General features: G+C 42.7%; 23 protein-coding genes. 13 read left to right on the top strand and 10 right to left on the bottom strand.

Going from position 1 to position 26,310, the window contains the following annotated elements:
• Positions 1–107: 107 nt before the first annotated feature.
• The 9 genes from I3249_RS09740 (at position 108) to tsf (ending at position 9,857) form a co-directional block, all read left to right on the top strand.
• The gene (locus I3249_RS09740) at positions 108–920 is read left to right on the top strand and encodes a crotonase/enoyl-CoA hydratase family protein (protein WP_134292623.1); all 813 of its coding nucleotides are present in this window, start codon (positions 108–110) and stop codon (positions 918–920) included.
• 355 nt (positions 921–1,275) lie between these two features.
• Entirely contained in the window at positions 1,276–2,535 is a 1,260-nt protein-coding gene (locus I3249_RS09735) for a multidrug effflux MFS transporter (RefSeq protein ID WP_238069793.1), read from the top strand.
• 357 nt (positions 2,536–2,892) lie between these two features.
• Positions 2,893–3,762: a transporter substrate-binding domain-containing protein gene (locus I3249_RS09730; protein ID WP_238069791.1), complete on the top strand. Its 870-nt coding sequence runs from the start codon at positions 2,893–2,895 to the stop codon at positions 3,760–3,762.
• A 12-nt stretch (positions 3,763–3,774) separates the two neighbouring features.
• Positions 3,775–5,955, top strand: coding sequence for an ATP-binding protein (locus I3249_RS09725; protein WP_238069790.1), 2,181 nt, complete (start codon positions 3,775–3,777; stop codon positions 5,953–5,955).
• 61 nt (positions 5,956–6,016) lie between these two features.
• Complete coding sequence (locus I3249_RS09720; RefSeq protein WP_057758425.1) at positions 6,017–6,379, top strand: response regulator; 363 nt, start codon at positions 6,017–6,019, stop codon at positions 6,377–6,379.
• Between the two features lie 30 nt (positions 6,380–6,409).
• Complete coding sequence (locus I3249_RS09715; protein ID WP_238069789.1) at positions 6,410–6,859, top strand: chemotaxis protein CheX; 450 nt, start codon at positions 6,410–6,412, stop codon at positions 6,857–6,859.
• 35 nt (positions 6,860–6,894) lie between these two features.
• Positions 6,895–7,344, top strand: coding sequence for a chemotaxis protein CheX (locus I3249_RS09710; RefSeq protein WP_057758429.1), 450 nt, complete (start codon positions 6,895–6,897; stop codon positions 7,342–7,344).
• Between the two features lie 463 nt (positions 7,345–7,807).
• A complete protein-coding gene (gene rpsB / locus I3249_RS09705) occupies positions 7,808–8,599 on the top strand; it encodes a 30S ribosomal protein S2 (protein ID WP_057758431.1) in 792 nt (263 codons plus the stop codon).
• Between the two features lie 376 nt (positions 8,600–8,975).
• A complete protein-coding gene (gene tsf, locus I3249_RS09700) occupies positions 8,976–9,857 on the top strand; it encodes a translation elongation factor Ts (protein WP_114701165.1) in 882 nt (293 codons plus the stop codon).
• A gap of 156 nt (positions 9,858–10,013) precedes the next feature.
• Here tsf and I3249_RS09695 read toward each other — a convergent pair whose 3' ends face one another.
• The 4 genes from I3249_RS09695 to hflX form a co-directional block, all read right to left on the bottom strand.
• Positions 10,014–10,820 carry a lytic transglycosylase domain-containing protein gene (locus I3249_RS09695; RefSeq protein ID WP_238069788.1) on the bottom strand — a complete coding sequence of 269 codons (807 nt, stop codon included), beginning with the start codon at positions 10,818–10,820 and terminating at the stop codon, positions 10,014–10,016.
• Positions 10,821–11,306: 486 nt separating this feature from the next.
• A complete protein-coding gene (locus tag I3249_RS09690) occupies positions 11,307–11,996 on the bottom strand; it encodes an LrgB family protein (RefSeq protein WP_101204237.1) in 690 nt (229 codons plus the stop codon).
• Positions 11,997–12,012: 16 nt separating this feature from the next.
• A complete protein-coding gene (locus I3249_RS09685) occupies positions 12,013–12,447 on the bottom strand; it encodes a CidA/LrgA family protein (protein WP_201607371.1) in 435 nt (144 codons plus the stop codon).
• 376 nt (positions 12,448–12,823) lie between these two features.
• Positions 12,824–14,251 carry a ribosome rescue GTPase HflX gene (gene hflX / locus I3249_RS09680; RefSeq protein WP_057758442.1) on the bottom strand — a complete coding sequence of 476 codons (1,428 nt, stop codon included), beginning with the start codon at positions 14,249–14,251 and terminating at the stop codon, positions 12,824–12,826.
• Between the two features lie 306 nt (positions 14,252–14,557).
• Between hflX and I3249_RS09675 the strand changes: the two genes are divergently transcribed.
• Positions 14,558–15,358, top strand: coding sequence for a lysophospholipid acyltransferase family protein (locus I3249_RS09675; RefSeq protein ID WP_057758444.1), 801 nt, complete (start codon positions 14,558–14,560; stop codon positions 15,356–15,358).
• Between the two features lie 173 nt (positions 15,359–15,531).
• Here I3249_RS09675 and I3249_RS09670 read toward each other — a convergent pair whose 3' ends face one another.
• On the bottom strand, positions 15,532–16,572 hold the full coding sequence (locus I3249_RS09670; protein WP_238069787.1) for an aldo/keto reductase: 1,041 nt from the start codon (positions 16,570–16,572) through the stop codon (positions 15,532–15,534).
• Between the two features lie 48 nt (positions 16,573–16,620).
• A complete protein-coding gene (locus I3249_RS09665; protein ID WP_238051666.1) occupies positions 16,621–17,118 on the bottom strand; it encodes a peptidylprolyl isomerase in 498 nt (165 codons plus the stop codon).
• 175 nt (positions 17,119–17,293) lie between these two features.
• On the opposite strand from I3249_RS09665, the gene I3249_RS09660 reads away from it, so the two are divergent.
• Positions 17,294–17,950 (top strand): cold shock and DUF1294 domain-containing protein, encoded by a 657-nt coding sequence (locus I3249_RS09660; RefSeq protein ID WP_238069786.1) that lies wholly within the window; start codon positions 17,294–17,296, stop codon positions 17,948–17,950.
• Positions 17,951–17,988: 38 nt separating this feature from the next.
• Positions 17,989–18,678: a S24 family peptidase gene (locus I3249_RS13130; RefSeq protein WP_238069785.1), complete on the top strand. Its 690-nt coding sequence runs from the start codon at positions 17,989–17,991 to the stop codon at positions 18,676–18,678.
• A 122-nt stretch (positions 18,679–18,800) separates the two neighbouring features.
• Here the strand turns inward: I3249_RS13130 and lspA are convergent, their stop codons facing one another.
• From lspA to I3249_RS09635, 4 genes are all read right to left on the bottom strand, one after another.
• On the bottom strand, positions 18,801–19,439 hold the full coding sequence (gene lspA, locus I3249_RS09650; protein WP_238069784.1) for a signal peptidase II: 639 nt from the start codon (positions 19,437–19,439) through the stop codon (positions 18,801–18,803).
• Positions 19,432–22,293, bottom strand: coding sequence for an isoleucine--tRNA ligase (gene ileS, locus I3249_RS09645; RefSeq protein ID WP_238069783.1), 2,862 nt, complete (start codon positions 22,291–22,293; stop codon positions 19,432–19,434). Before ileS ends, lspA begins: the two co-directional genes overlap by 8 nt.
• Positions 22,294–22,743: 450 nt before the next feature.
• Positions 22,744–23,292: a protein disulfide oxidoreductase gene (locus I3249_RS09640; protein WP_238069782.1), complete on the bottom strand. Its 549-nt coding sequence runs from the start codon at positions 23,290–23,292 to the stop codon at positions 22,744–22,746.
• Between the two features lie 196 nt (positions 23,293–23,488).
• A complete protein-coding gene (locus tag I3249_RS09635; protein WP_102094613.1) occupies positions 23,489–25,126 on the bottom strand; it encodes a carbon-nitrogen hydrolase family protein in 1,638 nt (545 codons plus the stop codon).
• A 537-nt stretch (positions 25,127–25,663) separates the two neighbouring features.
• Here I3249_RS09635 and I3249_RS09630 point away from each other — a divergent pair.
• A complete protein-coding gene (locus I3249_RS09630) occupies positions 25,664–26,293 on the top strand; it encodes a BLUF domain-containing protein (RefSeq protein WP_238051653.1) in 630 nt (209 codons plus the stop codon).
• Positions 26,294–26,310: the final 17 nt, after the last annotated feature.

Below are 26,310 nucleotides of genomic sequence, written 5' to 3'. Positions count from 1 at the left end.
ACTATAGTATCGTGGCAGTCAGTTATTACTACGGTACAACAAAGACAAGCCTGCTAATATTGTGAATATCAGCACCATATTTGTTTTATTCATTAATAAGGATTGTTATGAACGCGATTGCAAGTTACCAGTATGAGACCTTACAAGTTAGTATTACAGACAACATACTGACGGTTACCTTAAATCGTCCACATAAAAAAAATGCCATGAGTTTTCAGGTAATCAATGAGCTGATTAAGCTGGCAGGTCGTATTAGCAAGGACAGAACCATACGTGCGGTCATTCTAAATGGGGCAGAGGGGACGTTTTGTGCAGGGATCGACTTAGGGGACTTAAATCATCCAAAAAACACAGCATTTGCACTTTGGGAGCTGATTAAGCCATGGCAAAGTGCGTTCCAACGAGTATGTTTGGTATGGCGTGATCTACCAGTACCTGTCATAGCAGTATTGGAAGGGTATTGTATCGGCGCTGGGTTGCAGTTGGCGTTGGCTTGTGACATACGTGTTAGTCACCCTGACTGTCAGCTATCTATTATGGAAGCTAAATGGGGGTTAGTGCCAGATATGGGACTGACCCAATCAGCATTTGGGGTTCTACGAGAAGACACTCTAAAAGAGCTCGCCATGAGCGCTCGTATCATCGATGCTAATGAAGGCAAAGAGCTAGGCTTGATTAGCCATTGTAGTGAAGCACCTCTTGAACAAGCACAAAAGCTTGCTGCCGAATTCGCAGAGCGCTCTCCTGATGCGGTGCTAGCAAGCAAACGCGTGATAAATGCAATGTATGATCAACCTGCTAAGACTTTGTATAAAGAAAAAGCATGGCAGCTTAAAATGATGCTTGGTCGTAATCGTAAGCTTGCCCTCAGAAAAGCAAAGCAGGCCAGCACCTTATTTGGCAAACGCCAATTCCGCTAAATTTTTTCCACTAGCAACTTTGCTAGTGCTGTTTTTTATTTGACTCGCTTTAATAGAAGAGGTTGCTACTTAAGAATACCAGACATATTTTGGTAAATTATTTTAACAGGTTTAATTGTTAGCGGTTGTTTCGCCAATATCTTATAGCCATTGAAATGCAAGCAGATAGCACGATATAGCATTGTCTGCTTGCACCGATGTGGGTAAAGATGCACTATTGTTGTTAAAGGTATCTATTTTGATTACTGGATAAGCCAGTAAAATGACGAAAGCCTACCTAACAACACGTGCAAGCAATTAAACGTCGAAAAATAAAATATCAAAAATAATAGCCACTATATAAAACGGTCTAAATATGTCTGCTTCAAAACCCTCCCTTCCAAACAAACCTATCGCTTCTGAGCGAGTGCGCTCTGCTGATTTGCCTGTTGCATGGATTATGATGCTTGGGCTGATGGTTGCGGTGGGCCCATTATCCATTGATATGTATCTGCCAGCGCTACCATCGATGGCCGATGATTTCGGTGTTTCAACGGCCTTTATGGCCAACTCTGTCCCTGCATATTTTTTAGGTTTGGTATTTGGGCAGCTATTTTACGGACCTTTCAGTGACCGTGTTGGCCGTGTCAAACCCTTGTATATAGGTATGACGCTGTATGTTATTGCTTCTATCCTTTGTGCGACCACTGATAATGAGTATGTACTGTTCGCAGGCCGGACCCTACAAGCATTGGGCGCGTGCGTCGGTGCAGTAGTTACTCGCGCTGCGATTCGAGATCGCCTCACTGCCAAACAAACGGCAAAAGCTTTTTCCATCATGATTTTAGTGATGGGCTTAGCACCCATATTGGCACCATCGCTTGGCGCGCTATTCTTACAGTTTTTTGATTGGCATTCTATATTTTGGTTCTTAGCTGCATTTGGCGCTCTTAATTTGTTACTTACTAAGTTTTTCTTTTTTGAAACTTTGACCGAAGAAAACCGTAACGTACGTCCTGCAAGAGAAGTGCTCAGTCAATATTGGGATTTATTAAAAGACCCGACTTTTAACTATCCAGCAATTGGTGGCGGCTTGTTAATGGGAGCAATGTTTGTCTATATCAGCTCGGCTTCTGAATTAATCATGGATACCTATGGCGTCTCAGCGACACATTTCGCTTGGTTGTTCGGAATGAATGCGGCAGGTTTTGTAGGTTTGACTCAGTTGAACCAATGGCTTACCAATCGCTTTCGAATACTAAGTATTTTGCGATTTGGGGCGATGATGCAGGTTATCTCTGCGGGTTTGCTATTCGTGATTGGCTTGCTTTTAGGGACGGATGCTTGGTTGCCACTGGTGCTGGCTTGTATTTTCTTTTGTATCGCAGGACTGGGTCTGACTCAGCCTAATGCTTCTGCAATTGCGCTTGCTTTTCAGAAACGCCGTGCTGGTATGGCAAGTGCACTACAAGGCTCGCTGATGTTTTCAGTCGGTATCTTTGGCGGTTTATTATTGAATCTGTTTCCAGTCAATCCAGTCCTCAAGGTTGGTATTGCCCTGTTCTCATTAATGAGTCTCGGTTCTTTCCTGATTTGGAAAATTGATCGTAACCTTAATTTAGACGATGCAGAGTAAAATTGTCTCTATTCTAATTTAGCTGTATTTTAAGAAGCACTCGTACGTTTACAGCGTATGAGTGCTTTTTTGTGCATTCTATATATTTTTCTTCAGAGCAAAATTAGATTTTATAGACATTCTATATGATGGAATTTATTGATTATAAACAAGTATATGTTTTTTATGGTTATATGCAGCCTTTGCTATATATGGCTTACCTTAAATAATGACCAAACATAATTATTGCAATCGTGAAATTAGGCAAGTACTATCTAGCGTAACTTTCTGTAAGTGAATATGTATAGACATTGCTTAACCTTGCTAGATTGTCAATTAATTAAAATGTAAAACAACGTTAGGTTTCAAGGATAGATTATGAAGCAGTTATATCGAGCGTTACCAATTTTGTTGAGTGTTGGCCTATTTGGCTGTGGTAATTCTGCTACTCAAGAAAGTGCAAATACACCAGTAAAGGAAAACACAGATAGCTTTGTGAGTAAGCTACCTGATACAGCGCCAACATTGAAAGTTGCCATGACTGGTGATTTGCCGCCTTTTTCATTCCAGGATGACTATGGCAATATGCAGGGCACTGATGTTGATTCAATTCGTGCTATTGGTGAAGAGCAGGGGTTCAAAGTCGAGTTTTATAAGGAAACTTGGCAAGACATGTTCGATAGCGTCGAAACAGGAAAGCGTGATCTAGCGATTTCTGGTATTTCTTACAAAGACGATCGGGCAGTGAGATATGGTCTATCAACACCATACTTTTTCAACCCAGCTACTATCATGTATTTGGAAGGTAAGTTTGATATAAAAGACTTAAACGATATAAAAGGTCTAAAAGCAGGTACGTTAGAAGGCTCTAAAGAAGAAGACACGCTAAAAGAGATGGGTAGTTCGGTGGAGCTAATTTCGAGACCTACAGCATTTTTGGCGTATCAGGATTTGGTTCAAGGTAATACGGATGTCTTCTTGTACGATATGCCAGTCTTGCAATATATCGTCAAAGGCTATCCTGAGCATAAAGTGAAAATTGTACCCTATGAAGCTGCAGATGCACCTTCAGCCCAGCAAGTGGTGCTCATGGCAAAAGAAAATACTCAGCTTATCAAAACGGTTAATGAAGGTATTGCCAAACTAAAAGAAAAAGGGACATTTAAAGAAATTGAGGCGCGCTGGTTGGGTGAAGCTGACCCTGCTGAAAAGAGCGAATCTGACACCAATACTAAGCAATTGAACTAAGGAATTCTGAAGATGGCAACCGTACCTAATGTCGACAATAAGCGCTATCAAGGTCTGATTATTTCAATTGCACTATTTTTATCTCTAATCGGTGCTTTGCTAGCGTTCACGTTTTATACCTCAAATTTATTAGAACGAAACACGGCTTTAATTGACCAAACTAACCAAGTGGCAAACAGTGCACAGGCAGTAATTAAAGATCTTTTCGACTTGGACAGTAGTTATGGTGAGGATACTAACTCTCCACATATACAACGAGTGCTAAGCCGTTTAGAACAAAATACTGCGCTAATCACTAGCTCGATTGCTGCTATTGAGCAAGGCAGTACAATCACAGATGCAGAAGGTAATAGCTATGACTTGCCAAAAATTGATAGTCAAGCACAAACCAATATTTCTGCGGCCAATGAGCAATGGAAAGCGCTAGAGCCTAAGATTCAAACATATCTAAAAGATGCTGATAATATCATGGTAACGTCTGCTGATGAATTGACGCAGGCCGTTGAACAGGCGAAAACATCAAGTTTGTTTATTAACGATTCTTTGGATAATTTGACAAAAGACGTGTTCGATAGTGCACAACGTCAAGCAACTACCATTCGTCTTATTCAGGTACTTGGTGTTGCCGCTATCTTTACCTACTTCCTAATCTTTGTATTCTTCTTTGTACGTCGTCTACGTGAGACGGATGCTGAAGCATCTGCCGCTCGCCAAGAAACGCAAGAAATTATGGAAACAGTAAACACGGGTCTTTTCCTACTTGATAAGGACTTGAATATTGGTCAACAGCATTCTCGCGCGCTGAACAATATCATCGGCTCTGATAGCTTGGCAGGGGAAAACTTTACCAATGTCTTGCGCGGTCGTATCTCTGATAAAGACCTCAAGACCACACAGCAATTCATTGAGCAGCTCTATAATCCTCGCGTTAAAGAAAAGCTGGTAGATTCACTTAACCCATTAAATAAAGTCATGCTGCATAATTTGTCTGAAGACAAAAATCTTGATAACCGCTTCTTGGATTTTAAATTCTCACGTGTTTATGACAATAAAGACATTGCCCGTATCTTGGTCAACGTGAATGATGTATCAGATGCAGTCTACTTAGAACAGCGCCTAGAAAAAGAGCGTTCGCAAAACGATATGCAGATTGAGATGTTAACGACTATCTTGAATGTAAATCCAAAGATTATTAATGAGTTTATTGGTAATACCCAAGCGCATATCGAGAAGATGAATAATATCTTGAAAAATCCTGGTAGCTCACAATACGAGCTTGAAGGCAAATTGAAAGCTATTTATCGTGAAATGCACAGCTTAAAAGGTGAAGCATCAGCACTAAAACTACATAGCTTTACAAAGATTGCTTCTGATGCTGAAGACAAGTTACATGCATTACAAAACCAAGGTCAGTTGTCTGGTAATGACTTCTTACCATTAGCGGTACATTTGGATGACTTGCTCAGCTTATCGAACACGATTGCGACGTTGGGCGAGCGTATCAACCGCTCAGCACCGACAGCAGCTAAGGCGTCGACCGTACAAGCACCAGTCGCTACTCAAAATCCAGTAGCAGACCATGCAGCTAGCAATGCTGACTTCGATGGTGGGTTAGATATCGACTTAGACAATGAAGCAGATGATGATTTATTGTCTTTTTACAATGAGTTTACAAAAGAGATTGCTGCCAGACAAGGCAAGCGAGTACAGCTAAAAAGTACGACGCTGACCCAAACCAGCATTCCGGCGCATCTTGCAAAGCCAATCAAAGAAATCAGTATTCAGTTGCTGCGTAATGCGGTAGTCCATGGTATCGAGTCGCCAAGTGTGCGTCATGCTACTGGCAAAACTGACGTTGGGACCATTGATTTGGAAGTGCAGGACAACGGTTCAAACTTTATGTTGGTTGTGCAAGACGACGGACAAGGCATCAACTACGACAGCATCCGTAATAAGCTGATTAAAGAAGGTCGTTTCGGTACGGAAGAGGCAAATCAGCTTAGTAAAGGCGACTTGCTCAAACAGCTGTTCTCTTCTGGATTCTCTACCAAAGAGCACGCAGATGAAGATGGTGGTCGCGGTGTTGGACTTGATATCATCAAAGCAAAAGTAAAAGAGTATGATGGCAAGCTTAACGTAAATAGCGAGCTGGGTCAGATGACACGGTTTGTCATTACTTTACCTAAAGCTTAATCAAAATAGTAATTATATTGTCAGGGACGACAAGCACTTCATTAAAGGTAGTAGATAAGTTATGCATAAGTTAATGATTGTTGATGATTCAAATATTATTAGAAACCGTATTCAGCGCGCATACGATTCAGGAAAGTTCATGTTGGTTGCGACAGCGACCAGCGGTGTTCAAGCCATCGAAAAGTTCAATGTCCATCGTCCTGATGTGATCACCATGGACTTAACCATGCCACAAATGGATGGGCTAGAATGTATTGAAAAAATCATCGCGATTGATCCTGAAGTACGCATTTTAGTGGTATCAGCGTTATCGGATAAAGCCACCGGCATTGAGGCATTATCATTGGGTGCCAGCGGCTTTTTGTGCAAGCCCTTCTCAGAAGAGGAGCTTGTCGAGTCTTTGTATGAGCTGATGCAAGACTAACACCATTCATCGACCAAAGCAGATGTCATTATGAAAGAGCAAAAGCTACAGATTTTTTTAAGTATTATTAGTAATTATTTTGACCAGTTTGGTGGAGAAGATCTTATTGCCGATACCCCTTACTTACTAGAAAACAAACAGCCAAAAGTCCACGATTATACGGGCGTGATTGGTATATCTGGTGGCCAAAAAGGCGTGGTATATTTTTCGGCGACGCGTGACTTACTGTCTTCAATCTTAGACAGCATGGGCGAAACCGATAAAAGTGAAGAGAACTATGTAGATCTGGCTGGGGAAGTGGCCAATACCATCGCAGGCAATGCACGCAAAGAGTTTGGCTCAGAGTTTCATATCTCTGTACCATTTGTGTTTAAAGGTGCGCCGCAAAGTATTGTATTGCCGAACGATGAGCGTTCTTTTATCATCCCCATCACTTGGCATTCTCAAGTAGGCGAGATTGTGGTTTGTTTGCAAGACTAATGCTGCCACGTAATACAGATGGATATTAATATATTATGGTTAAAGTAGAAAAACTGGGTGTATTTCTAAGCTCGATCAATGCATTTTTTGCGCAAATCGATGGCTCGGAAGTGTCAATTGATACCCCTTACTTGAACAACAACAAAAGCGCGATTGGCTTTGATTATAGCGGTGTCATTAAGATATCGGGCCCTTTAGAAGGCTGCGTCTATGTCAGTGCACCAAGCGTGATGTTGCGAGAAGTCATCAAAGTGATGGGCGAGCCTGACTCTTCAATCACGATGATGAAAGATTTGTTGGGTGAAATGGCCAATACAATCTCAGGTAACGCTCGGACAGAGTTTGGTTCAGAGTTTATTATCTCGCCGCCGCACATTGTTGAGAGTGCGCCAAGCGTGTCTTATCTGCCTAAAGATCGTCAAAGCTATATCACACCATTTACGTGGCGTGGTTACAAGGCGGTCATTGGTATTTGCATTGCATAAGTTATAGTCAGTCCTCTATAAACGAGTGATAACTATAAAAGAGTGACAGTGTTGACCTTGCTTGAAAAATAGCTATTAAAAAGATAATCATAAAAAAGCGATGCAAATGTGTCGCTTTTTTTGTTTTGTTATCGCCATATTTTGTTTTTATCTTATTGATACGCTACGAACAAACTGCTGGAGATTCTGAGGCGTTATGTGATAAAATACAGCGCAGCTATTTTTTATAATTCACTTTATAGTTTAGATTTGGGCATCTGCTTCAATCTAGCGATAGCTTCTTTTTTTAAACCAACCAATGACACACACATCATGGCAAAAAATTGCTGGGTGTTTGGCGACTTGATTAATTTGTGATCTGTTAGTGCTTTACTAATGAAAACTAACCGGTAGCAGATGCGTGTCGCTAAATAGGCTGTTTTTGTGATGTGGAGGCATAACCCAACCAATAGGATATATTCTCATGGCTACAAAGAATCCAACCAAAATCGAAATGCGCGATTTACTACAAGCAGGCGCTCACTTTGGTCACCAAACACGTTTTTGGAACCCAAAAATGGGTCCATACATCTTTGGCGCACGTAACAAAATCCATATCATCAACTTAGAGCACACCGTAAAAGCGTTCAACGAAGCGTTGACTTACGTAAACGGCCTAGCTGCTAAGAAAAACAAAGTATTATTTGTTGGTACTAAACGCGCTGCAAGCGGTATCGTACGTGAGCAAGCAGCTCGCGCTGGCATGCCATACGTTGACCATCGCTGGTTAGGTGGTATGTTGACTAACTGGAAAACTCTACGCCAGTCAATCAACCGTCTAAAAGAGCTAGAAAAGCAAGCAGAAGACGGTACTTTCGCTAAGCTAACTAAGCGTGAAGCGCTAGAGCGTACTCGCGATATGGAAAAACTTGAGCGTTCACTAGGTGGTATCAAAGACATGGGCGGCCTACCTGACGCTATCTTCGTAGTAGACGTAGATCACGAAGCTATCGCTATTAAAGAAGCCAAGAACTTGGGTATCCCAGTTATCGGTATCGTTGATACTAACTCTAGCCCAGACAACGTTGACTACATAATCCCAGCTAACGATGATGCTATCCGTGCTGTGACTTTGTACGTAACTTCTATGGCTGATGCTATCATCGCTGGTAAAGAATACGCACAAACTCAAGCTGGTGGTAAAGCTGAGCAAGCACCTGCTGCAACTGAAGAAGCGCCAGCTGCAGAAGAAGCTGCTGCAACTCCAGCAGAATAAGTAGCTGACTTAAAAAGTTTAACTTTGTAAGGATGTCTTGATAGTGTATCTATCAGCATCCATATAATGTTGTGAACAGCGTATAAGCTCATAATAGGCATGATGTAGTTTTACTCGTCATGCCTTGTTATTGAATAAAGCCTTATTAATAACGCCATGCATATAAGCGAGCAGCTATTGGGCGAGTATTATCGCTCCTACTGGTTATATCGCTGTACTGTATAGATGTTATTTGTTTGACATCATTGATGGCTATATTGGTAATAACTCAAAATGAGCTGTCTTGCTAGATTTTAAGTAATACGAAGATATCGAATAGAAATACAGCATTTAGAAATACAGCACTCCTATACATAACTATACTAAGGTGACTCTTATGACAGAAGTAAAAGTATCTGCCAAAATGGTAAAAGAATTGCGTGACCGTACTGGTCTTGGCATGATGGAATGTAAAAAAGCGTTAGAAGAATCAAACGGTGATGTTGAAGTTGCCATTGATAACCTACGTAAATCTGGTCAAGCTAAAGCAGCTAAAAAAGCAGGTAACATCGCAGCTGACGGCGCTATCATCATCGCTCAAGGCGAAAACAAAGCATTCTTGTTAGAAGTTAACTGCCAGACTGACTTCGTTGCAAAAGATGACAGCTTCACTGCATTTGCAGAAAAAGTTGCTAACCTTGCACTAGAAAACAACGTAACTGACGTTGCTGCTATCTCTGAATTGTCTTATGGCGAAGGTCAGACTGTTGAAGAAGCACGTGTATCTCTAGTACAGAAAATCGGTGAAAACATCCAGATTCGCCGCGTTGAAACACTTGAAGGTGCTAACATCGCTGCATACCGTCATGGTCTGCGTATCGGTGTAGTGGTATCTTATGAAGGTGGCGACGCTGACACTGGTAAAAACCTTGCTATGCATATCGCTGCATTCAACCCTGTTGCTGTAGATGACGAAGATGTTGCTGCTGACGTATTGGCACGCGAAAAAGACATCATCGAAGCAAAAGCTCGTGAGTCTGGCAAGCCTGACAACATCGTTGAAAAAATGATTGAAGGTGGCCTACGTAAGTACCTAGACGAAGTAACTTTACTACGTCAGCCATACGTTATGGACAACGACAAGAAAGTTGGCGAAGTCCTAAAAGCTGAAGGCGTAAAAGTACTTGGCTTCAAACGTCTAGAAGTTGGTGAAGGCATCGAGAAGAAGCAAGAAGACTTCGCTGCTGAAGTTGCTGCAACTCAGGCTGCTAACAAGTAATTATCAAATAGTGTTGGATCAGGCTGTGAGTCCTTAGTTGTGGCTCACAGTTTGGCTTTATTACTCTTAATGCATCAAGATATAAAGCATCCAGACATAAAAAAGCCCATTAATTCGTTAATGGGCTTTTTTATGTCTGATTTTTAGGTGACTGGCTTAGCGTAAAGCCGCATAGGCTGAGTTGGCATAGCTGGCACTATTCACATTGCTGCTGGTGCCGTAACTGACATTTTGTAAGCCACTACTTGTACTGGTGCTACTGGTTTGATTGTTAGCACTGATACTTGCACCAAACAGTCCGGCATCGTTTTTATACAGGCTATGATAACGGCTCATCACTCTTTGAACATAGTTACGTGTTTCTTTGAATGGAGGGATGCCACCATATTTATCGACATTGCCTTCGCCCGCATTGTAGCCTGCGACAGCATGTTCGACATTGTTATTGAAGCGGCGCATGAGCCACGCGATATATTTGGCTGATCCTTCGATATTATCTGCAGGGTTCCAAGGATTGCTGACATTGAAACGGCGCGCAGTCGCTGGCATTAACTGCATAAGGCCTTGTGCACCCACTGGTGAGCGTGCGTTTGGATTAAAGGCTGATTCGGTATGCATCATGGCTTTCATTAGGGCAGGGTCAACACCGTTGCGTTCAGCGGACGCACGAATGTAGCTGTCATAAGAGTTACGACTTCCGCTGTTGCTAGCGGCACTGCTACCATAGCTATCGCTGCTTCCGTCATACATCTTAGAGTCTTTATAATAAGTTACTTTTACTTTTTTCGTAAACTTATCGAAATTTCCACTAGGATTGACGTTGGTCAACAGTACTTGTCCACCTTTGTCTTTATAAATATACATGTTGCCTGCATTGGCAGCGACAGAAAAGGTCGAAAGAGCAATGGCACTTAGTAAAAGGGGAGATAAGCAGCGAGTTATCAAAGTAGCCGTATTTATCATAGTAAAATCACTTTTTATCGAATAACAGCAAATTATTTTGCCTATATATGCGTTGATTTAGGCGCTTAAGCGGTTACTGATTTTGCAGAATTATTTAGCCCACTGTGAGGACAGCAGCTTAGCAATTATCACTTTCAATAAGGAACCACTTGCAATAGATACAAAAAATAATAGTTGCTTACTATAACATATAATAACTTTTTGGCGCATCAGATTGACAAACTAAGTTGTAAAATCAGATTTCTATTATTAAATAACCTTAGATAAATCAATGTACTAACTTTTTTAAGTGACTTAATGAGCCATTTGTAGTGGGCTTTTTGAGTTTATAAGTTTAGACAAATAAAGTGTCTCAATTTTTTAAGAAATAATAATGACATTTGAATAGTCGAGGTAATCTTTAATCTGAAATCAACAGTAAATAAGCCTATTAATGGTTAGGTTTTTAAAAATATAAGAGTAGTTTAGGTAGGCTTTCAGTGATGACTAGATACCGATAGCACTGATAAAAATAGGCACCCAAACCGCGGTAACCAACCCGTTCACTGCCAAACCAAATGCAGCATAACGTCCTGCTGTATGACTGATTTGCCATGCCTCTACTGTACCAAACGCGTGAGCCGCTAACCCCAGTGCTAGACCTTTAGCACGGTCGTCATTGATACCGCGGAACAAAAAGCGAGCGACCGTACCACCTATCAGACCTGAGACGATGATAATTAGGTTAGCCATTGCCAGTGGTGCTTTGATTAAATCTGCGACACTCAAGCCAATAGGCGTCGTAACAGAACGGGTAGCGAAAGCCAATAGGGTCTCATGACTGAGCGAAAATAAATAGGCCAGTGACATAGGCAGTAATGCACCAACGACACTAGCAATAGCGACAATTAGAGTGAGTTTTTTGACTGGTAAGCCTTTAAAATTCATCGCCGCCAATGGCACAGCCAGAAGTACTGTCACGTATCCCAATAGATGGTCAAATACGGGTTTTGCCGCGCTGTAATAGTTGTTGTAATCCCACTGCAGTACAAATAGGAAAACAAGTACTAGGACAAGTGCGGTAATGACCATCGGTAGCCATGATAATTTACGTGCCAATACACGTGCAATTACGTGTGCTGCTAATGTCAATAATATTGCGGCTAGGGTTGCCATAAATACGCTGTCAAAAGTCATAATATCTCTCCGCAGCTCACGGCTGTCCCTTTTGCTCAGTGGTAGTCGTACTATCAGTGTTTGCAGCGTGATTGAGCCAACGATTGGCCAATAATGCTAGTCCCCACAGCGGTATGAGCGTACTAACGATCATCGTTATCATCACACCCAATAGCTCATCTCCTAGAGCAAATAGCAACAAGCCTGCACCAGCAGAAACTGGTAAGAAGGCAAAACCACTATCGACTAGCAATGTATTACTGGCCTGTGTGAGCCAGCTCGGTAACCCCTTGAGCAGTCGCCACGCCATCAAAATGACAAACATCGCAACCAAACCGACAATATTGGCCGCTTTTTCGATGCCTGCCATTTGACAGAGAACAACCGCCGTCTCTCGGACAACGATGACCATGGTCAACGTTAAAATTAACGAAATCCATAGCGGGAGATGGGAGGAGTGAGCAGGCTTCATAAGCAATTCTGGCCAAGTCAGATATAAATGGATGGTGTACCAAACAAAGTATGTGATCACACCAAGAACACAACGTAGAAAATGATGCTATGCATACTGATGGTAGCAATGATTCACTTTCGAGAGATTAGCGCTATCTATCAATATTTATTGAATGTATAACAGGCGATTATATAGAGAGTGGAGCAACTAATAAAGCCTATGCACCGTGACTGGTCATATCCAAAAAAAATAGACGATATCAATGGATATCGTCTATTCTATTTTAACGTACTATATAAGGGTTTGTGATCTAACAGTATGAATCAAACGTTCATTCAACTACTGTCGCAAATGACTCACTTTAACAATAGTTCTTATTTTGCAGAAATGATCATTATTTTTCTGAATCAGCTGTTTCTGAGTGTAATGCATCAAACTCGTCAAACGCTTTTTCCTCAGCCTCTGTCATAGTCGGCTCTTCAACGTCGTCAACTTTTTCAAACTCTTCGAGTACCGGCATCAGTAGTGTTGCTTGTGCCAGCGGCAACACATCGATAGGTTTCAAGTTAGCTTGACCCAGTAGCTGTCTTAGACGGTCACTTGGCAAACGAATCGTCAGACATTCACGACCCGTATCGTCATAGCTTTCTTCTTCAATAACGCCCAGTTCATATAGAGTGTTTTTGAACTGTCCAGCATCATACGGCAAGGTTAAATCAAACGTCGTCAGTTTACCTGTCAACAATTGCTGTACGGCAAGCGTTAGCTCCTCCATGCCGAGGTTCTGTCTAGAAGAAACATAGACGCGGTTTGGCTGACCTTCGCTAGCATAGCCGATATGTGCAGGCTCATCAGTCAAATCAATCTTATTATACACATTGAGCACAGGTACGTCGTTATCGATTTCTGCCAATACTTCTTTGACCGCCTGAATCTGCTCGTGCATGTCTTCGCTAGAGGAATCAATGACGTGCAATAACAAGTCTGCTTCTAACGTTTCTTCTAGGGTTGCATGAAAAGACTCAACCAGCTCATGCGGCAGATGACGGACAAAACCAACTGTATCGACTAAGACGACACGACCAACTCCCTGCCAGTCTAGACGGCGTAGAGTAGGGTCTAGCGTCGCAAATAGTTTGTCAGCAGCGTAGATGTTTTCATCGACCAAACGGTTGAACAAAGTAGATTTGCCCGCATTGGTATAGCCGACCAGTGAGATGGTTGGCACATCAGATTTTTGGCGACGAGCGCGGCCTTGCGCACGGGTCTGACGGACTTTTTCTAGTTTGCTCTTTAGCTGATTGACGCGAGTCTGCAATAGACGACGATCGGTCTCAAGCTGAGTCTCACCCGGCCCACGCAGACCAATACCACCCTTTTGACGTTCCAAATGCGTCCAACCACGTACCAGACGCGTTGATAGATGGTTAAGCTGAGCTAGCTCTACTTGCAGCTTACCTTCGTAAGTACGAGCGCGCTGCGCAAAAATGTCCAAGATTAAACCAGTACGATCCAACACGCGGCACTTCACTAGCGCTTCGATATTACGCTCTTGTGATGGCGACAAGCTGTGGTTAAACAGTACGATATCGGCTTCGTGTTCGCGCACCAATTCTGCGATTTCTTCTGCTTTTCCGCTACCAACGAAGTATTTGGCGTCAGGGCGCGAGCGTGATCCCGTGACCAGTGCCAAACGATCGGCACCTGCTGAATCAGCCAACAGCTCAAATTCACTAAGATCGTCAGGATCTTGAATTTGGCGGATGTCTAAATGTACTAAAATGGCGCGTTCGCCACCTTCATGTCTTTCAAAATAATCCAAAGAGTATCACCTATTTAATAAAGTAAATGTCTCGCTATGATCAGCTCAATAAGCTTTAGCATAGCGTTCATATGATTGTCTATATGTGGTCTTATCACTTGATATTAAAGCGTATTAGCATAATTAGCGATGGTTTTATGTTACAGCGTTTGCTGCGGATAATTTTTTATAAATCTGCTTTATTGCCCGTTTGTATAAAAGTCAGCACTCACTGAGTGAACAAGCTATCACTGAGTGTGCGAACTTTGTTATACTGGGCTCGTTTTTTGACTATTAAACACCCGTTATTTAATCATGAGGGCGAAGATGAGCCAAGCTAAATCAAGCTTTTCACTCAGACGACAGTTGAGCCGGGGCAGACAGGTTGCTGGTATGACCACGACCATGGTCGGCGGCATACGCGCGGCGAAACGTATCGGTGCCTTTAAGCAGCCACCACGCGAAACCCTACCACGCTATATTCAGACATTCTGCCGTAAGATGGCAGGCTCTTTTGGGGTAAAAGTAGTAGAAGTGGAACCTGTAGAGCAGTTCCATGGCTTATGGGTATCGAATCACGTGTCATGGATGGATATCCCTGTCGTTGGTACTGTGAGCCCAGCGTTCTTTTTATCCAAGGCTGAAATCGGTGAATGGCCTGTATTTGGCAAACTTGCCCATGCCGCAGGGACGCTTTTCATCGAGCGTGGCTCCGGTGATGCAAGCTCAGTATCGGCGCAGATTGCTGACTTTTTAGCCAAAGGTTTTTCGATTATTTTCTTCCCTGAAGCGACCACTACTAGTGGTAAAAAAGTAAAGCGCATTCATGGAACATTGCTGCAAGCAGCCATTGACGCTGATGTGCCTATCAGACCGATCATCATCGCTTATGTCAATAAAGACGGCACACTAAGCGACGCATTGCCATACTATGGTAAGCTGACGATGAAAGAAAGTATGAAAAAAGTGCTCGATAGCAAAAACGTGACCGCTTATGTATTGCCACTCGCGCCTATAGATCCAGAGGGTCGTAACAAGAGTGAGCTGACCAATTTATTGCAAGCACGCATGAATGAAGGGTTGGCTGAGCTGCACTCAAGAGTACTTAGCGCACCAGTTGAAGACTGATTACTTATAGTTGAGCTAGTTAGAGTTGAACTAGTGTAGCTAATCTCACCCAGTCAATAAAAGGGCGCAAATCGAAATGATTTGCGCCCTTTTTTATAGGAGATTTAATAGAGCGAACTTAACATTATTTATTCAGCAGGCTCTATTAACATCCAGTCTCTATAAAATACCAACTATGGTGATGGATTAGGTTGCTGTGTATGCACCGCTTCAATCGCTTCTAATACATCTGCTGTTAGCTCCACATTGACACTATCGATGTTTGATTTGAGTTGCTCGGTCGTCGTCGCTCCAATGATGTTGCTGGTGACAAAGTGACGAGAGTTTACAAAAGCCAATGACATCTGCGCCATGTCCAGACCTGCATCAGCAGCTATCTTGGCATATTGCTCAGTGGCTGATTTGGCTTGCTCATTCACATAACGACCGAAACGATCATACATAGTCAGACGTGCACCAGTTGGACGTTTACCATCAAGATATTTACCAGACAATACACCAAAACCAAGCGGAGAATACGCCAGTAGACCAACGTTTTCACGATGGGCAATCTCAGCCATACCGACTTCGTATAAACGGTTCAATAGGCTATATGGGTTTTGCACGGTAAGTGGTGGAATTAGACCGTTTTTATCTGCTTCCCACAGGTAGCGCATGAGTCCCCACGCGGTATCATTCGATAAACCATAAGCACGAATACGACCTTTTTTGATTTCATCGTTCAACGCTTGAATAGTCTCTAAAAATGGCGTTAAATCATCTAATGACTGTGCTGACATCTCTTCATCATAGCCGCGCTGACCGAAAAAGTTTGTTTTACGTTCAGGCCAATGCAGCTGATAAATATCGATATAATCAGTTTGTAGACGCTCAAGGTTGCCATCAATAGCGCTGCTGATATGCTGCGCGTTAAAGCGTGTTTGACCATCGCGCAAAAAATCCATTGGTGATATTTTGCTGGCAAGGATGACTTTGTCACGCTGTTTGGTTTTATCAAACCAAGTACCCATGAATCGTTCGGTATCACCCTGTTTGTCTTTGTCTGGTGGTGATGGGTACATCTCGGCAGTATCCCAAAAGTTCACACCCTCAGAGAGTGCCATGTCCATTTGCTCATGTGCTTGAGCTTTATTATTTTGCTGTCCCCAAGTCATCGTACCTAGACAGATCTTAGATACTTTTTCATCGAGCTGCGGTAGCGTTGTATATTGCATTCGATTGTCCTTTCTCGTTTTTTTATTGTGGATTGTGCGTTTGGGCAACTACATAAGTTGTATACCAGTGACGCCAGGTGGTGTGACCTTAAAGATTTTTACTTTAAATAATACGTCTTGCCCAGCCAGCGGATGATTGAAGTCCACTTCGACTTGGTCAACATCAATGGCGCTGATCGTACCGGGCAAGGTGTTTTTGCCTTTGTCTTCGAATTCAACCATCATGCCAATCTCTGGATTGTCAGCGACTAGCGCAAATTGAGTACGGCTAAAATGTTGGATGTTTTCAGGATTCCACTCACCAAATGCTTGCTCTGGCTCAAGGTGTGCGGTACGAGTGTCACCGGCGCGTAGATTCATCAGTACTTGCTCAAAACCAGGTAACAAGCTCTCATCACCAATTGTCAAAGACACAGGTGCATCACGATTAAAGGTTGAGTCGATGATAGTGCCATTTTCTAGTGAAACTTCAAAGTGCAGCTTAACGAGGCTGCCGTAAGCGATACGAGTGTCTTCGTTTGGGTTAATAAATTGAGATTGAGTCATAATAAAAAGCCATCGGTTGCTAGAATAGAAAATAATGAGTTTGATTAAAGTGTTTTTAATTGCAGTATTATAGTGTAAGAAATAATAAGCCATCTAAGACCAGATGTAAGCGTCAATAATGTAACGCAGATGGTGTACTATAATTGGCAATTCTAAAAGATATGAGGTGTCGGTAGTGAATAAACAACAAGGCACTGTCAAAAAATGGCAGGACGATAAAGGGTTTGGCTTTATTGAAACTGAAGCGGGCGAGTCTGTCTTCTTTCATGTGAGTGAGTTTAAGGCTCAGCGCCGTCCTAACATCGGTGAGGCAGTGGTCTTTAGCATTGGACAAGATGCGGAGGGACGCAAGCGAGCCACGCAAGTACAAGAGCTTGGGTTTGTACAGCAAAAAATGGCACAAAAAAATCAGCAGATCCGTGAGCGCAATCAGAAACGTAGCCATCAGGCAGAGTTTGAAGCGGGCCAAAAGAAACGCTCATTTCTTGGACTGGCTTTTTATGGTGTTTTAGTTTTATTAGCAGCGACAGATAAGCTAAGCTGGCTAGTAGTCGGCTGGTACGTCGTGCTAGGGATTATTACTTATGGCATGTATGCCAAAGACAAAGCTGCTGCGCAAAGTGGCGACTGGCGTACGCCTGAGTCTACACTGCATATACTAAGCGCGCTTGGCGGTTGGGTAGGCTCGCTATTAGCTCAAACGTATCTGCGTCACAAATCACAAAAGCCTGAGTTTCGAGTGACTTATTATTTGACCGTCGTTGTGAACATGGCAGGTCTGTTGTTTTTATTGGCAGGTGGTGGGTTAGAGACTTTAAAAGGATTTCTCTAAAAATGGGTTTTACGGAAATAAAATTAACGGAGATATAAGTGTCTAAACTATTTACTAGTATCGAAGACATTAGACGTGAGAACGTCAGAAGACTTATGCAGCAATATAAAACAAAAAGGATGGATCTATCACAAGGTACAAAGATCAATTATGCATTACTAGGCCACTATATAGGTAAGAATCCTATCAAAGCTATTGGTGACGAAACTGCAAGTAAGATAGAAGCGTTTTTTAATAAACCTCCTAACTGGTTAGACCATGAACACAATAGCTTAGTTCAGGAAACAGTGAGTAATTTTTCTAAAGAAATAGTTGATGGTTTAATTGAGATACCAGTTTACAAGTCCTTTTTCTTTAATGAAGAAAACAATAGTTGTGATTTTGAAGACATTAAGGATATACATTTTTTCCAAGCTAACTACTTTAAAAGCAAAGGTATAAGCGTTGATTGTTTTAGAATGACTTTTGCGATTGATGATAGTATGCAGCCATATATAAACATTAAAGATAGAGTGGGAATTGCCACAGATGATACCGTCATAAGAGATGGTGATATATACGCCGTAATATTGAATGGCAAGTATTCTATGTTTAAACAGATATTTATAGAAACAGGTAACATGCTGCGACTACACAGCTTAAATAAAGACTATCCAGATAAATTAGTCGACTCAGATGAAAAGGTAAATCTAATCATTGTTGGTAAACAAATATACAGGGCTGGATAACTTATCAAATCATAAATAATGAGAGTGATCTTGGTACTTTATAATATAGATAAATCAAAAGTCCCACTATAGATAGCTATAGTGGGACTTTTTTATGATGGCATATTTTAGTTTAGATACTACTATCTAGCTTCACGCTTTTTTTCCAAAAACAGCATATCGATGACAATCAATAATACACCGATAGAAATACCAATATCCGCGATATTAAAAATCGGATAATGCCAGACATCAGCATAATGCACATGGATAAAATCAATCACATGACCATGTAATAAGCGGTCGATTAAATTACCAACTGCACCGCCCAATACTAAGGCTAGGCCGAAAGATAACAGCATGGCTTTGCGAGGTGCTTTAATCAGATAAATGATTAGAAACAGCGACATGACGAGTGCCAGTCCTGAAAAAAACCACTTCTGCCAACCGCCAGCATCTGCCAAAAAGCTAAATGCCGCGCCGTAGTTATAAGCCAATGTCCAATTGAGAAATGGCTCAATCACCGACACTGGATCATGAAAGGTCAGTTTGGTTTCTGCCAGCCATTTGGTCCACTGATCAATGATAATGATAACCAGCGCCAGCGCATACCACATAAATGCACGACTACCATTGGCCAACATTTTTGGGGTCTTGGTCAGGCGACTTCTAGGCGTGGTTGAGCTACCTGTGGTTGCATGAGCAGGCTTAGGTGAATGGTCAACCTCAACTTGCGGCTGCTGGTCATGCTGGCTTTCAGGTGAGTCTGTTGGGTTAGGCATAGTGACGTACCTCGCCATCGCCACTGACATTGGTTACGCAGCGCGCGCATAGCTCAGGATGGGCGCTATCTGTACCGATGTCATCACGGATGTGCCAGCAGCGTACGCACTTAGTACCAGTAGCCGCGCTTACTTGGACCACTAAATCTACAGCCTCTTCGGTATTGGTATCGGGCGCTTCTGCTGTCTGTGTGATGCTATCAGCAGGCGCTTCGCTCATTGGCTTTAGTGCAGCGTTACTAGTAATTAACACAAAACGAAGCTCTTCATCAAGCTTAGCTAGGCTTTCATGCATAGCACCGTCAGCGTATAGACTCACGTCGGCAGACAAGTTGGCATTGATGATTTTTTCGCCACGTGCAGTCTCGATATGTTTGTTCACCATGTCTTTGGCGAACATAATACGCTGCCAGTCATCGTTGCTGATAGCACTTAGCTCAAACGCTGGGAACTCATACCATTCTTGAGTAAATACATAGCCACCTTTATCCGCATCACGTTGGTTCAGTACTTCCCAAGCCTCTTGCGCCGTGAATGATAGGATTGGGGTAATCCAGCGAATCAGCGCATGAGTGATATGGTAGATAGCCGTCTGCGCAGAGCGACGAGGCTGTCCATCTGCCTGCGTGGTGTACTGGCGATCTTTGATAATATCTAGATAGAAGCTACCCAAGTCTTGTGAGCAAAACGCCGTCACGTGCTGAGTGACTTGGTGGAAGTCCATTGCATCGTAAGCGCTAATGATTTGCGCTTGTACGGTTTGTGCGCGCTCAATGATGAATTTATCAAGGCTAACCAATTCATTGATATCAATGCTGTCGGTCGCTGGATTGAAGTCATCGGTATTGGCAAGCAAGAAACGTAAGGTATTACGGATACGGCGATACATATCGATCGCACCTTTAAAGACCGTCTTACCCGCGCTCATCTCATAACGATAGTCACTTGAGGCAATCCACAGACGCAGCATATCCGCGCCTGTCTTATTGATTTCTTCTTGTGGGGTGATGATGTTGCCCAGTGACTTACTCATCTTGCGACCGTTTTCATCGACCACGAAACCATGGGTCAATACTTGCTTAAACGGTGGGCGCTCATACATTGCTTCTGACGTTAGTAGTGACGTCTGGAACCAGCCGCGATGTTGGTCAGAGCCTTCTAGATACATATCAGCTGGATTGGTCAATTCATCACGTTGATCAAGTACTGCAAAATGCGTGGTGCCTGAGTCAAACCAAACGTCTAACGTATCAGTTGCTTTGTCATAGTCAGCGGCTTCACTGCCTAAGAAATCTTCACAGCTAGCATCAAACCACGCTTCTACGCCGCCTTCATTGATTTTTTGCGCCGCAGTTTCCATCAGCTCAAGGGTGTTTGGATGCAGCTCGCCTGTTTCTTTATGCGTAAAGAAAGTAATCGGCACGCCCCATGTACGCTGACGTGAGATACACCAATCAGGACGACCCGTCATCATTGATTCGATACGGTTTTGTCCCCACGCTGGGGTCCAGTTGACTGTAGGGATATCAGCAAGCGCGCGAGCACGTAAGCCTTTGGCTTCCATGTTGATAAACCACTGAGGCGTAGCACGGAAAATAATTGGCGACTTATGACGCCAGCAATGCGGATAGCTGTGCTCAATTTTGGTATGACTGATTAGATGGCCATTGTCATGTAGGGCAGCGATAATTTTTGGATTTGCTTTATAAATGTGCTCGCCTGCAAATACAGCAGCGCTATCTAAATAAACGCCCGTACCGCTTACTGGGTTTTCCACTGGTAAGTTGTATTTTAGACCAACGATATAATCGTCTAAACCGTGACCAGGTGCAGTATGTACCAGACCAGTACCACTATCAGTAGTTACATGATCGCCCAAGATGAGCGGCACTTGACGGTCTGCAATTAGTGGATGCTGGGCATGTAGGCCTTCAAGCTCGCTGCCTGATACAGTTGCTAGGATGCCGTTATTTTCTAGTTTTAGCTCACTTAACGCAGTTTCGACAAGATCCGCTGCGAGTAACAGATTGCCTTTTTTAGTAGCGACCACGCTATAGTTATGCTCAGGATGTACTGAGATAGCTTGGTTGGCAGGTAGTGTCCATGGCGTGGTGGTCCAAATAACAGCAGCGATATTGCCCGCTATTTCAGCCAATGCAGCTACTTTATCTGTACCAAGTACATCAAAACTGACATAGATCGCGTCAGAGACTTTGTCTTGATATTCTACTTCTGCTTCTGCTAGGGCAGAGCTACAGTCCAAGCACCAGTTGACCGGCTTCATACCGCGAGTCACATGACCATTGTCATATATTTTGGCAAGCGCACGTACGATGTTGGCTTCTTGATGGAAGTTCATGGTCAAATAAGGATTGTCCCAATCACCAAACACACCTAGACGCTTGAAGTCTGCTTTTTGCAATTCAATCTGAGTGCTCGCATATTCGCGGCATAGACCACGGAATTCGGTAGCAGACACTTTTTGACCAACTTTACCAACCTTGGCTTCGACTTTTTGTTCGATTGGCAGACCATGACAATCCCAACCAGGGACATAAGGCGCATCAAATCCTGATAAGGTTTTTGATTTTACAATAATGTCTTTTAGTACTTTATTGACCGCATGACCCAAGTGAATCTGACCGTTGGCGTATGGAGGGCCATCGTGCAAAATATATTTGGTTGCACCAGCACGCGCCTGACGAATTTTACCGTAGACGTCATCCGCTTCCCAAGCAGCCAACCAATCTGGCTCGCGTTTGGCAAGGTTTGCGCGCATCGCAAATGGCGTATCCGCAAGGTTCAGCGTGTCTTTGTAATCTTGGCTTGGTGTGTCAGTGCTTTTATCAGTCATAGAAGGTATCTTTTTAAAAGGTAGGTTTGTGTGTCGGTTCAAAACCGGATACAAGGCTCGATGTTCAATGTAGTTCAATATAGTACTGAGGGTCACGCGGTATTGATAATGCTTAATTACTAATAGTAGGTATATTGCTCATCATAGTCGGTTTATCAACCATCATGTCAATAAATACCCATTGTCGCTCATTAGTCGGTAAATAGTTACGTCAATAATAAATGGTAACGAGACGATTGCAACATAAAATATGCTAGTAAAAATAATTCAAAAAAAGATTTAGATCGGCAGCTATTATATGACAAAAAGGGTAGGGTAAAAAGAGCTGTGCGAGGTCAGCCCAATTTTGTCCAATATCAATCGTTTATCTACGTCGTATATCCTTAGCACGGACGTAACTATAAGCACTTTAAATAATGATTTATTGAAATATACAGTACGGCTCAAGTGCTAAAAAACAGATGCTAACCACAAGCGCAGTTTCAATGACCATAATGGCTGAATCCCTGTTAGCCCTTGTGTCATCTCGCCATTCTCTAATACCACATAAGACGGTGTGACTTGTCCTTGCCAATCCGCAAAGATATTGCCTTGTTGATCATTTATGGTGGTGAAGTCAAACTGATGCTGATCGAGGTAGCCGCGTAACTCTTGGTTTGAGCCTGACTGTACGGCAACAGTGACAACGGGATAATTATCTGCAGCTAGTTTATTGATGGGGGGCGAAGTAAAACTACAGACTGAACACCACGTACCCCAAAAATATACCAGTGTAGGCCGCTCGTGACTCATCGCTGCTAGATCAATAGTTTGCCCTTGATAGTCGGTCAGTTGCAACTGAGGATTGGCAGGCATGATAGGCTGTCGCCACCAATTGACCACGCTATAGATCACGACAAACATGAGACCATATAACATTATCGTTTTAAGTACCGAAACTAGCTTTTGCTTCGGCTGCTTCTTTGGCTTTACTTCTGTTTGCTCAATATCAGTCGTCATGACATCCGCTTTTTAGTTTGCATATTGTTTTCAGTTATTTTCAGTTGTTCTCAAATAATGGCTCATCGTCACTGCTTATCTTATCGTGATTGCCTATATGATCATTGCACAAAGAGTCGACAGTAGATAAAAATAAACGGCTGAAAATCAGCCGTGTTATTTATAAAGTCTACTATAAGTGTACGACGTCAACCTATTATGGCTTTTGTGCTCGGTTTTGTAATGGATCGCCAATCAGTACGCTACCTGAATTTTCACGGCGCTGCTCATCACTTAACTTGCTCGCTGGAACTTTGGCCTTGCGCTTCCACTTTAAGCTGAACAAATCATCACGGCGGTCGATTAAGTTATGTACTGAGCCTTCATGACGAACGTGAGTCAGCTTGTCTAAGTTTACATCAGAGAAAAATACCATCTCCGTGTTGGCAGTGGTCTCTGCCATAATCGCATCATGCGGGAACGCAAAGTCTGACGGTGAAAAAATCGACGACTGAGCGTACTGAATATCCAAACTCTCAACTTGCGGTAGGTTACCCACTGAACCGCAAATCATCACATAGCATTCGTTTTCGATAGCGCGGGCTTGCGCACAGTGACGGACACGTAGATATCCGTTTTTGGTATCAGTCCAGAAGGGCACAAACAAGATATCCATGTCGTCAAGTGCCATCAAACGTGCAAGCTCAGGGAACTCAACATCGTAGCAGACCAAGATGCCAATACGACCCGCATCAGTGTCGAATACTTTGACTTCATCGCCACCTTCGATTACCCAAGCACTGCGCTCATGCGGAGTAATATGAATTTTGCGTTGCTCTTCAACCGTACCATCGCGGCGGCACAGATAGCTGACGTTGTATAAGGTATCGTCTTCGTCTAGTAATGGCATCGAACCGGTAATGACGTTGACGTTATAACTGACCGCTAAATGCGAGATTTCATTTTTGAACCACTCGGTATAACCCGCCAAAAATCGAATGGCAATATTTTGATCGGTTTCTTCGCATAAACCCATCAATGGCGCATTGAAGAATTCAGGTAAGCAAGCAAAGTCTGAGTTGTAGTCAGCCATGATGTCGACAAAGAACTCAACCTGTTGCAGTAATTCTTCAGGTGATTCGACTTCACGCATCTGCCACTGAATACCACCAATACGAACCTCAGACTTGCGAGTATTAGGCTTATAGTCTTTAGGCTCATAATAAATATTTGCCCACTCAAGCAAGGTAGCAAAGCCCTTTGACTGCTTATCATCTGGCAGATAAGCAGTCAAAATACGTTTAACGATAAAGCCATTAGACAGCTGGAACGACAAAGCTGAATCGTGAATTTCACGGCTTTCAACGGCATCAATATATTCGCCTGGAGTCAGATCCTTGTGATTATGATAGTTAGGTATACGCCCGCCAGCTAAGATAGCGCGGAAATTCAACTGTCGGCATAACTCCTTGCGTGCATCATAAAGACGACGACCGAGACGGTAGCCGCGATAATCAGGGTCGATGAGTGCATCTAAACCATAAATGGCATCACCTTCTGGATTGTCTCTAATGATTTCTTTTTGCCCAATCAAATCATCATAGGTATGTGGATTTGAAAACTTGGCATAGTCAACGCGCATAGAGAGCACGATACCAATCAGCTGATCATGATCAAACAAGGCAATCTGGCCTTCCGGGAAAGCATCAATCAAAGTATGAATGGTTGTCTTTGACCATGCGCCACCCAAGTTTACATAGACACGATCCATCAATGCTTTTAATTGTGGATAATCTTTTTTCTTAATCTCAGCAATCGTGAGGTGAAAATCATCTAGTTTTTCCATCTTGCTCATAAGTTTCCTGTTTTAAATAGCTATTGAATGTAGTGTGATCAAATAATGGGGTCATAGCACATTGGTGTGCCGATTTTTGTGCAAAAAAGTAATAAAAACATTCCAATAGGAAGATATTGTCGTTACAATAATTTATTGCCGTATTTACAATAGGTTATGTTGATATCTTAAGCCGTTTTGCTCATTATATTTAGTACTGTTTTTAACTAACATAGAAGACTAAAGGATAGCGAACGCCGCATTCTATACCACTTTATACCTATTGGGTTTGTGAGCACCGATAAGCGCTTAACTCTGCATTATCATTGTACCTGCGACTGTCTTGCTATTTATTATCTCAATATAGAATCTAAATAATATCTATCAGCACCTTTTATTTTGCTTGTTATCATAGCAAGCTGTAACGGTAATAACAGTCTCACGTAGTAAATATTTGCTACGTTTTTGTGAGTCAATTTTTTGGTTCAACTCAGGCATAGTATTGTGTTGCTTGTTTCGTTTAGCCGTATCTCATCGGCTTCTTAGGATTATTTTATTATGCCTTTAAATCATACCAATAGAATCATGAAGTGGGATGACATAGATGACTCCGCTTTGGTTCAGTTGGTTTATGTCAGTACGCTGACTCTTGGCTCGCGCTTGAGCACCTCTATCTTTGATGAAGTAGAAGGCCACGCACGCAACTACAATCAGCAGCATAACATCACAGGCACGCTATGCTACGGTAATGGTCATTTCCTACAATGTATCGAAGGCAAAAAGTCAGACGTATTTAATCTGCAAGAGCGTATCTTCGTCGATAGCCGCCATAAGAATGTAGAAGTATTGCTATTACAAGTCATCAATCATCGCAGCTTTGCCGACTGGCGTATGCGCTTGCTGTTTTTGGAGCGTTGGTTATGGTCACCCGCGACCAAAAAACAGGCCGCACAATTATCTCCGTTTTTACCCTTTGCGCCGCACGGCTGGTCCTCTGATCGGACCGAACAGTTTTTGCAAATTATCAAAACTTTTGATAGTCCACCTCATATTAAGGCGGCAGGTATTACTTATAATGCATTGGGTAATATGGTGCGCCATATCGCGGCACCGCATCAGGCATTTCTGATTATCCAAGGGTTCTTGAGCATATTACTGGTCGTCGCATTGATACTGTTATATTTATAGATTGTAGTTTTTGCGAA

It is taken from the genome of Psychrobacter sp. Ps1 (assembly GCF_022129425.1).
GTDB lineage: Bacteria > Pseudomonadota > Gammaproteobacteria > Pseudomonadales > Moraxellaceae > Psychrobacter.
Note: the sequence above shows the minus strand (reverse complement) of the source record. Positions and strands in the feature narration are given on the sequence as shown.

Coding starts and splice junctions, on each gene's coding strand:
- I3249_RS09740 (WP_134292623.1), top strand. CDS start 108: ATGAACGCGATTGCAAGTTACCAGTATGAGACCTTACAAGTTAGTATT.
- I3249_RS09735 (WP_238069793.1), top strand. CDS start 1,276: ATGTCTGCTTCAAAACCCTCCCTTCCAAACAAACCTATCGCTTCTGAG.
- I3249_RS09730 (WP_238069791.1), top strand. CDS start 2,893: ATGAAGCAGTTATATCGAGCGTTACCAATTTTGTTGAGTGTTGGCCTA.
- I3249_RS09725 (WP_238069790.1), top strand. CDS start 3,775: ATGGCAACCGTACCTAATGTCGACAATAAGCGCTATCAAGGTCTGATT.
- I3249_RS09720 (WP_057758425.1), top strand. CDS start 6,017: ATGCATAAGTTAATGATTGTTGATGATTCAAATATTATTAGAAACCGT.
- I3249_RS09715 (WP_238069789.1), top strand. CDS start 6,410: ATGAAAGAGCAAAAGCTACAGATTTTTTTAAGTATTATTAGTAATTAT.
- I3249_RS09710 (WP_057758429.1), top strand. CDS start 6,895: ATGGTTAAAGTAGAAAAACTGGGTGTATTTCTAAGCTCGATCAATGCA.
- rpsB (WP_057758431.1), top strand. CDS start 7,808: ATGGCTACAAAGAATCCAACCAAAATCGAAATGCGCGATTTACTACAA.
- tsf (WP_114701165.1), top strand. CDS start 8,976: ATGACAGAAGTAAAAGTATCTGCCAAAATGGTAAAAGAATTGCGTGAC.
- I3249_RS09695 (WP_238069788.1), bottom strand. CDS start 10,820: ATGATAAATACGGCTACTTTGATAACTCGCTGCTTATCTCCCCTTTTA.
- I3249_RS09690 (WP_101204237.1), bottom strand. CDS start 11,996: ATGACTTTTGACAGCGTATTTATGGCAACCCTAGCCGCAATATTATTG.
- I3249_RS09685 (WP_201607371.1), bottom strand. CDS start 12,447: ATGAAGCCTGCTCACTCCTCCCATCTCCCGCTATGGATTTCGTTAATT.
- I3249_RS09675 (WP_057758444.1), top strand. CDS start 14,558: ATGAGCCAAGCTAAATCAAGCTTTTCACTCAGACGACAGTTGAGCCGG.
- I3249_RS09670 (WP_238069787.1), bottom strand. CDS start 16,572: ATGCAATATACAACGCTACCGCAGCTCGATGAAAAAGTATCTAAGATC.
- I3249_RS09665 (WP_238051666.1), bottom strand. CDS start 17,118: ATGACTCAATCTCAATTTATTAACCCAAACGAAGACACTCGTATCGCT.
- lspA (WP_238069784.1), bottom strand. CDS start 19,439: ATGCCTAACCCAACAGACTCACCTGAAAGCCAGCATGACCAGCAGCCG.
- ileS (WP_238069783.1), bottom strand. CDS start 22,293: ATGACTGATAAAAGCACTGACACACCAAGCCAAGATTACAAAGACACG.
- I3249_RS09640 (WP_238069782.1), bottom strand. CDS start 23,292: ATGACGACTGATATTGAGCAAACAGAAGTAAAGCCAAAGAAGCAGCCG.
- I3249_RS09635 (WP_102094613.1), bottom strand. CDS start 25,126: ATGAGCAAGATGGAAAAACTAGATGATTTTCACCTCACGATTGCTGAG.
- I3249_RS09630 (WP_238051653.1), top strand. CDS start 25,664: ATGCCTTTAAATCATACCAATAGAATCATGAAGTGGGATGACATAGAT.